Below are 6020 nucleotides of genomic sequence, written 5' to 3'. Positions count from 1 at the left end.
GTGCGTAACCGAATCGAGAGCCCGGCCATGGCTTCCGGATGTCCGGGCTCTCGTTCTTCAAGCCTTTGGTCTCACAAGACCTGAGGCATGCTCAAGGTTCCCAGCGCATCAATCCGGGAGACCGAAGACGGTGAGCTGACCGCCCAGCGTCGTGTAGTCGGCAAGTGCCGCGTAGCCGCCGACGGCACCCAGGCCAGCTGTACCAACGACAGCGGCTTGGTCGCCTTGCGCGCGGCCCTGATCGACGGCGCCATGCCAGGCAGCGGCGTTGTCAGGCGAAAGCAGGCCGCCTGCCAGGCCGATACCAGCCCATCCACCGACGCCCGACAGAACGGCGATATACTGCTTGCCGCCCTGCTCGTAGGTCGTGATGTTGCCGATGATGCCGGACGGGGTCTTGAACTTGTAGAGTTCCTTGCCGTCCTTATCGACCGCCTTGATGTAGCCTTCGAGTGTACCGTAGAAGACGACGTCGCCATCTGTCGCCAACGCGCCCGACCACACCGAGAACTGCTCGGGCTTCGACCAGACGATCTCGCCCTTGGCCGCATCCCAGGCAATGAAGTTGCCCATGTTGCCGTCGCCGCCAGGTGCGGGATACATCGACACGGTGGCGCCAACATAAGGCTGACCGGCGGTGTAGCTCACCTTGTAAGGCTCATAGTCCATGCAGACATGGTTGGTGGGGACATAGAACAGCCCGGTCTTCGGCGAATAGGCCGCCGGCTGCTGGTCCTTCGTTCCAAGCGCCGCCGGGCAGATGCCCGTCGAGTTGGTGTCTTCGCCGTTCTGCTGGGTCGAATATTTCGCCACGACCTGCGGGCGACCATACTGTTCGCTCTTGGGGTCCATGACGACTTCGGTCGCCCAGTTCACGGCCGGATCGTATTTCTTGGCGACGAGAAGGTCGCCGGTGGCGCGATCCATGGTGTAGGCAAAACCATTGCGATCGAAATGCACCAGCACGTCGTGCTTGGCGCCGTTGACCTCCATGCCATCGACGAGGATCATCTCGTTGATGCCGTCATAGTCCCATTCGTCATGCGGGGTCATCTGGTAGAGCCATTTGGCAACACCAGTATCCGCATCGCGGGCCATGATCGTCATCGACCAGCGATTGTCGCCGGGGCGTTGGACCGGGTTCCACGTCGAGGGATTGCCGGTGCCATAATAGACCAGGTTCAGCTTGGGATCATAGGAATACCATCCCCATGTCGTGCCGCCGCCGGTCTTCCACTGCTCGCCTTCCCAGGTGTTCGTGCCGGAATCCTTGCCAACCGGCTTGCCGAGTTGCGTGGTCTTCTCGGGATCGATCAGGGTGTCTGCGTCCGGACCTTCCGAATAGGCTTTCCAGGCGAGTTTGCCATCTTTCAGATTGTAGGCGGCCAGCCAGCCGCGAACGCCGAATTCGGCGCCGGAGACGCCGATGAGCACCTTGTCCTTGACGACGACGGGGGCAGCCGTACCAGATTCGCCTTTGCCGCCATCGGTCTGGTCGCCGTTCTTGACCGACCAGACGACCTTGCCAGTCTTCGCGTCGAGGGCGACGACTGTGGTGTCGGCCTGATTGAGAATGATCTTGCCGTCACCATAGGCAACGCCACGGTTGACCGTATCGCAACACATGATCGGAATGACGTTGGGATCCTGCTTGGGTTCGTACTTCCAAAGGATCTTCCCGTCATTCTTGAGATCGAGCGCAAAGACATTGTTCGGGAAAGGCGTGTGGACATACATCACATCGCCGATGATAAGCGGTCCACCCTCGTGGCCTCGTAGCACGCCGGTGGAAAAGGTCCACTTGACCTGCAGGTTCTTCACATTGTCCGCAGTAATCTGGTTGAGTTTGGAATAGCGGGTGTTGGCGTAGTCACCCGTCTGCATTGCCCAGTTCTTCGAATCCGAAGCCAGCTTTGCAAGGTCCTCATTAGCCGACGCCGTATAGGCCGCGCCGAGCGACAGAAACGCCGCAGTGGTTAGAATATAGGTAGCTTTCGTAAGTACACGCATCCGAATTCCTCCCGAGGTTCATAGTGATGAATCATTTGCTGAGCCCACAAGGGCTTGCCCAAGCGATTCACGGGGGGGAAATATTTCCGGCAGCGTGTCACGACCTAAGCCAGATGTGCAGAGGGCACCGTTACTGCCCACCTCACCTTGGCCTACGAAAGACTGTCGCCGCTCCCTAATGACGGTGACGCCCTTGAAGCCGGAAACAGGGTGAGGCTATGTCATCGTAAAAGGCTAGGCAAGCAAAAAAGCCTGCTGGTGTTTTTGCACCGCAATATCGTAAATGATGCGGTGCAATATAAGAAAATAAGCAGGACGGTATTTGTTAGATAAAGTATTTATGACCGCGAAATAACGATGGGGCGCATAAAATTTAGTTATTTTTTGATTTTTACATTTCGCCTAAGCGTTGATTTTATTTGGAGGTATTCGCTTCGATGTCTCGGCATGGTCATGCGCGTGCTCCATTGGGAATCGATAGTGGGCCAAGCATGAGATGATCGTTGGAGTCGGGGCGTGGAGCAGGCCACGGAGCCGCCATGCGGAACCACGGTCGACAAGCCCCGCATTCCTCCTTTGGTCGCATACGGAAGCCATGGGCGCTTGACTGACTCTGCTGCACGTTGCCAACTGCCACGGTGATCCCGACTGGGCGCATCGCGCCTAGGCTAACCGGAGGTTTTCCCGTGATCAGATATGTTGGATTTTCGACTTTGCCGCTGCTCCTTGCCGCGCCGCTGGCCTTCGCAAACCCGGCGGGCGCCGCGGGTGATTACCCGACAGCAACGATCGCCGACTACGTGCTCGGCTGCATGCAGACGAACGGCCAGACACGTCAGGCGCTGGAAAGCTGTTCCTGCTCGATCGACGTCATCGCCTCGATCCTTCCCTACGACCACTATGAGAGAGCCGAGACTTTCAAGAGCATGTCTTTGACCACAGGCGAAAGCGCGGCGCTGTTTCGCGAAAGCGCACCGGCGAAGGCAGCCCGTACCGAATTGAAGCGCGCGCAGTCGGAAGCCGACGTGCGCTGCTTTTAGAGCCTGCTCCATCCGGAAGCCGGATGGAGCTCCGTCCTCTGCCCGGGCGTGATCTTCCCGAACGAGCTCCATTTTCGGGATCAAGTGGCAAGCACCCGGCAGTCCAGCGCAAGATATCGAGACTTCAGAGTCCCGCTGTCTCGAGCGGCCACTGATTGCGAAATGTTTTGCCGTCCGTATCGATCGCTTCAACCTGGATTTCGCCATTGCCGTGCACGGTGAAATCGAATCGGAAGTTGGGGTCTTCCGAAATCGATATTCCACCTTCCATGGAGAGGATCGGCCGGCCGGCTTGGGAGATCGACAGTTTCTGGACAAAATGCGCCGGTATGAAATATTGGGTCAGCGGATCCCGCTGCAGCCCCGAATTGTTAGGGTGCCGGATCATCAACTGCAGTTCCTCGGTCTTGGTCATCGTCTCTTTGGGCGGGAACTGGCGCAGCTTCATCTGACCCATTGTCGCGTTGGCCTCGTCCTGGTTCTTGACCGCAGGGGCGGAGCAGCCACCTGACGCCTTGACGAAGGTCTGTACCATATGGAGTTGACCACCCTGCGTCTCAGCGATGGCGCGCAGATAGGAATAGTCGTTGACGCGCACGCGCGTCGACAGATGCGTCACGCCGGCATCCTTGCCGAGCTGGAACGTTGCCGCCACCGGTGCAGGGTTCGCATCGATGATCAAGGTAACGGATTTGATGCCGTCTGGCGCCTTGGCTGGATCGAGATAGATATCGACGGGCACGATGGCGGCATCCTGCGCCCGCTTCGGTGCTTCGATCCGGACGACGCCGGTATCGACCAGAATTGCCCGATCGCCGAACACGTCGCCCTTCAAGTCATGCCAGATTCTATCCGAGGACGCGGTTGTTTGCTGTGCGTTGGCGGCTCCCGAGGAGCCGAGCAACGTGCCGATGGTCAAGATGATCGCGGTGAAAACGGATGCGAGCGGCAAGGCGAGCTGCCGGCTCGAGTAAGCTTGATTTTGCATTTCGATGCCTCCACCAATGCAAGAGAGGTGGTGCCCAGGCTGGCGTTGAGGATAAGCCTTTGGCGACGCCTTGGCAAATCGCCGTGCTTTACGGCCGCCTGGCGCATGTCGGCGTCGTCTATTCCCATTCGAGTTCGGCAAATGCGGCCGTTGCGTTGCGCTCGTTGTAATCGTCGAACAGGTGCCAATTGTCCCGTTCGCTTCCGCTTGCGGTTTTGACTGCTTCGCGCAGCGGCGTTCCGTCGGCGATCGCCTTGCGGATATCGCGCGCCAGAACCTCGAAATAGCGTCGCCCCCCCGCCAGTGCCTGTGGCCAGTCGGCCGTTACAGGACCATGACCTGGAACGACGCGCGCGGCGTCGATCGCGGTGAGTGCATCCATCTGGCGGAGCCATCCAAGCAGTGATCCGTCGAGCGTCGGCAAGGAGCCCATGAACACCAGATCGCCGGCAAAGAGCGTTCTGGTCGTGGTATCGAATACGGTCAGGTCGTTGTCGGTGTGCGCCGCCTTCCATGCCCGCAGTTCGATCGTGCGCCCGCCGAGGTCGAGTTGCAGGTGATCGTCGACCAGCCTGGTCGGCGACACGATCTCGACCCCCTCCATCAGCGCCTCGCCAAGCTGTTCGCGATAGTTGTGCAGATAGAACGCGCCACGCGCGTCGAGGGCGCGCGGCAGATTGCGGTGACCGACGATGGTCGCGCCGATCTCCCGGAATGCCGCATTGCCGAAGATGTGGTCGGGGTGCATGTGGGTGTTGACCAGGAAGCGAACCGGCTTTGCGGTTACCTTTCCGATCGCGGCGAGAAAGGCGTGCGCCTCGATCAGGCTGCCACCGCTGTCGATGACGGCAACCGCATCGGTACCGATGACGGCGCCCAGATTGCAGATCGCACCGTCGTTGGCGGCGGTCATCAATTCATCCGTGCCCTGGAAGGCGAAGACGCCGTCGGCGATCTGCCTGAGCGAGAATCCCAGGTTGCCAGCCGCGGCTCGTCCGAGGCAGCACGGCATCAAGGCGGCGCTGGCGGCGGTACAGGCGAAGCCACTCACAAGCCTGCGTCTTAGCCGATCGATCGACATGAAGGCCTCCGATATGCATTTCACCTGCAGGCGATCAGGTGACGTCCGGAAATCTATGATGGAACGACCGCAGAAGGTCGCTCATCACCTGCGAATTGCGATGTTGCCGTGGCAACCGTACGTCGAACACGCCGAGCACATGGGTTGGCCGCGGCGCGAGCACGATGATGCGGTCCGAGAGCATCAGTGCCTCGCGTAGATTGTGGGTCACCATCAAGGCGGTCGTGGGCCGTGCCGACCACACGGTCAAAAGCAGATGCCGAAGCCGCTCGGCGGTCTGTTCGTCGAGCGAGACAAAGGGTTCGTCCAGGAAAAGCACCGCCGGCTCCGTGGCGAAAGCCCTGGCAAGTGCTGCCCTGCGCGCAAGGCCGAGCGACAGTTCGGCAGGATAGAGCGAGCGCATGGCCGCGAGGCCGAGCGTGTCGAACAGCCCGTCGAGATTTTTCGCCCTCAAGCTTTTCGGCAACGCCAGCCTGACATTCTGCTCCACCGTTCGCCACGGCAGCAGGGTCGGTTCCTGGAATACGGCGGCGATGCGGTTCGAACCTCCTTGCGGCAACTGGAAGGAGCCGGAAAAGTCTTTGTCCAAGCCAAGCAGGATACGCAGCGTCGTGGTCTTGCCGCAGCCCGACGGTCCAAGCAAGCAGGCGAATTCGCCTTGCCGGACCTCGAAGGAAAGGTCCTGAAGCGCCGTGATCGAGACGCCTCGCGCGGACCTGAAGGTCTTTTCGGCGATGTCGACCTTAAGCGGGACGACGGCGCCAACGGGTTGCATGTCGTTCAACGGGCTGCACCAGGAGAAGTTCAATGACAAGCATCACCGCCACGAAAGCCAGCGTGTAGGCAAGAATGGCGGCGACATCGAAAAGCTGGAAATAGAGATGGATCTGGAAGCCGACAC

At 59.8% G+C, this 6020-nt stretch carries 5 protein-coding genes and 1 pseudogene; 1 reads left to right on the top strand and 5 read right to left on the bottom strand.

What is annotated here, in order from left to right; translation table 11 throughout:
- Positions 1 to 108: 108 nt before the first annotated feature.
- The gene (locus tag EN969_RS13630) at positions 109 to 2010 is read right to left on the bottom strand and encodes a methanol/ethanol family PQQ-dependent dehydrogenase (RefSeq protein WP_013532070.1); all 1902 of its coding nucleotides are present in this window, start codon (positions 2008 to 2010) and stop codon (positions 109 to 111) included.
- A gap of 686 nt (positions 2011 to 2696) precedes the next feature.
- On the opposite strand from EN969_RS13630, the gene EN969_RS13625 reads away from it, so the two are divergent.
- Positions 2697 to 3050 carry a hypothetical protein gene (locus EN969_RS13625; RefSeq protein ID WP_013532069.1) on the top strand — a complete coding sequence of 118 codons (354 nt, stop codon included), beginning with the start codon at positions 2697 to 2699 and terminating at the stop codon, positions 3048 to 3050.
- Positions 3051 to 3174: 124 nt separating this feature from the next.
- Here the strand turns inward: EN969_RS13625 and EN969_RS13620 are convergent, their stop codons facing one another.
- From EN969_RS13620 to EN969_RS36010, 4 genes and pseudogenes are all read right to left on the bottom strand, one after another.
- Positions 3175 to 4038, bottom strand: a complete 864-nt coding sequence (locus EN969_RS13620) for a quinoprotein dehydrogenase-associated SoxYZ-like carrier (RefSeq protein WP_063167845.1) — start codon at positions 4036 to 4038, stop codon at positions 3175 to 3177.
- Between the two features lie 118 nt (positions 4039 to 4156).
- Entirely contained in the window at positions 4157 to 5119 is a 963-nt protein-coding gene (locus EN969_RS13615; protein WP_127419178.1) for a quinoprotein relay system zinc metallohydrolase 2, read from the bottom strand.
- 34 nt (positions 5120 to 5153) lie between these two features.
- A complete protein-coding gene (locus EN969_RS13610) occupies positions 5154 to 5894 on the bottom strand; it encodes an ATP-binding cassette domain-containing protein (RefSeq protein WP_013532066.1) in 741 nt (246 codons plus the stop codon).
- A pseudogene (locus tag EN969_RS36010) lies at positions 5863 to 6020 on the bottom strand (ABC transporter permease); the annotation flags it as partial. The pseudogene EN969_RS36010 and the gene EN969_RS13610, both read right to left, overlap by 32 nt.

Source organism: Mesorhizobium sp. M7A.F.Ca.CA.003.01.2.1 (assembly GCF_003998945.1).
GTDB classification, from domain to species: Bacteria; Pseudomonadota; Alphaproteobacteria; order Rhizobiales; family Rhizobiaceae; genus Mesorhizobium; species Mesorhizobium ciceri.
The sequence above is the reverse complement of the archived record's forward strand: the minus strand, read 5'-3'. Positions and strand labels throughout refer to the sequence as shown.

Coding starts and splice junctions, on each gene's coding strand:
- EN969_RS13630 (WP_013532070.1), bottom strand. CDS start 2,010: ATGCGTGTACTTACGAAAGCTACCTATATTCTAACCACTGCGGCGTTT.
- EN969_RS13620 (WP_063167845.1), bottom strand. CDS start 4,038: ATGCAAAATCAAGCTTACTCGAGCCGGCAGCTCGCCTTGCCGCTCGCA.
- EN969_RS13615 (WP_127419178.1), bottom strand. CDS start 5,119: ATGTCGATCGATCGGCTAAGACGCAGGCTTGTGAGTGGCTTCGCCTGT.
- EN969_RS13610 (WP_013532066.1), bottom strand. CDS start 5,894: ATGCAACCCGTTGGCGCCGTCGTCCCGCTTAAGGTCGACATCGCCGAA.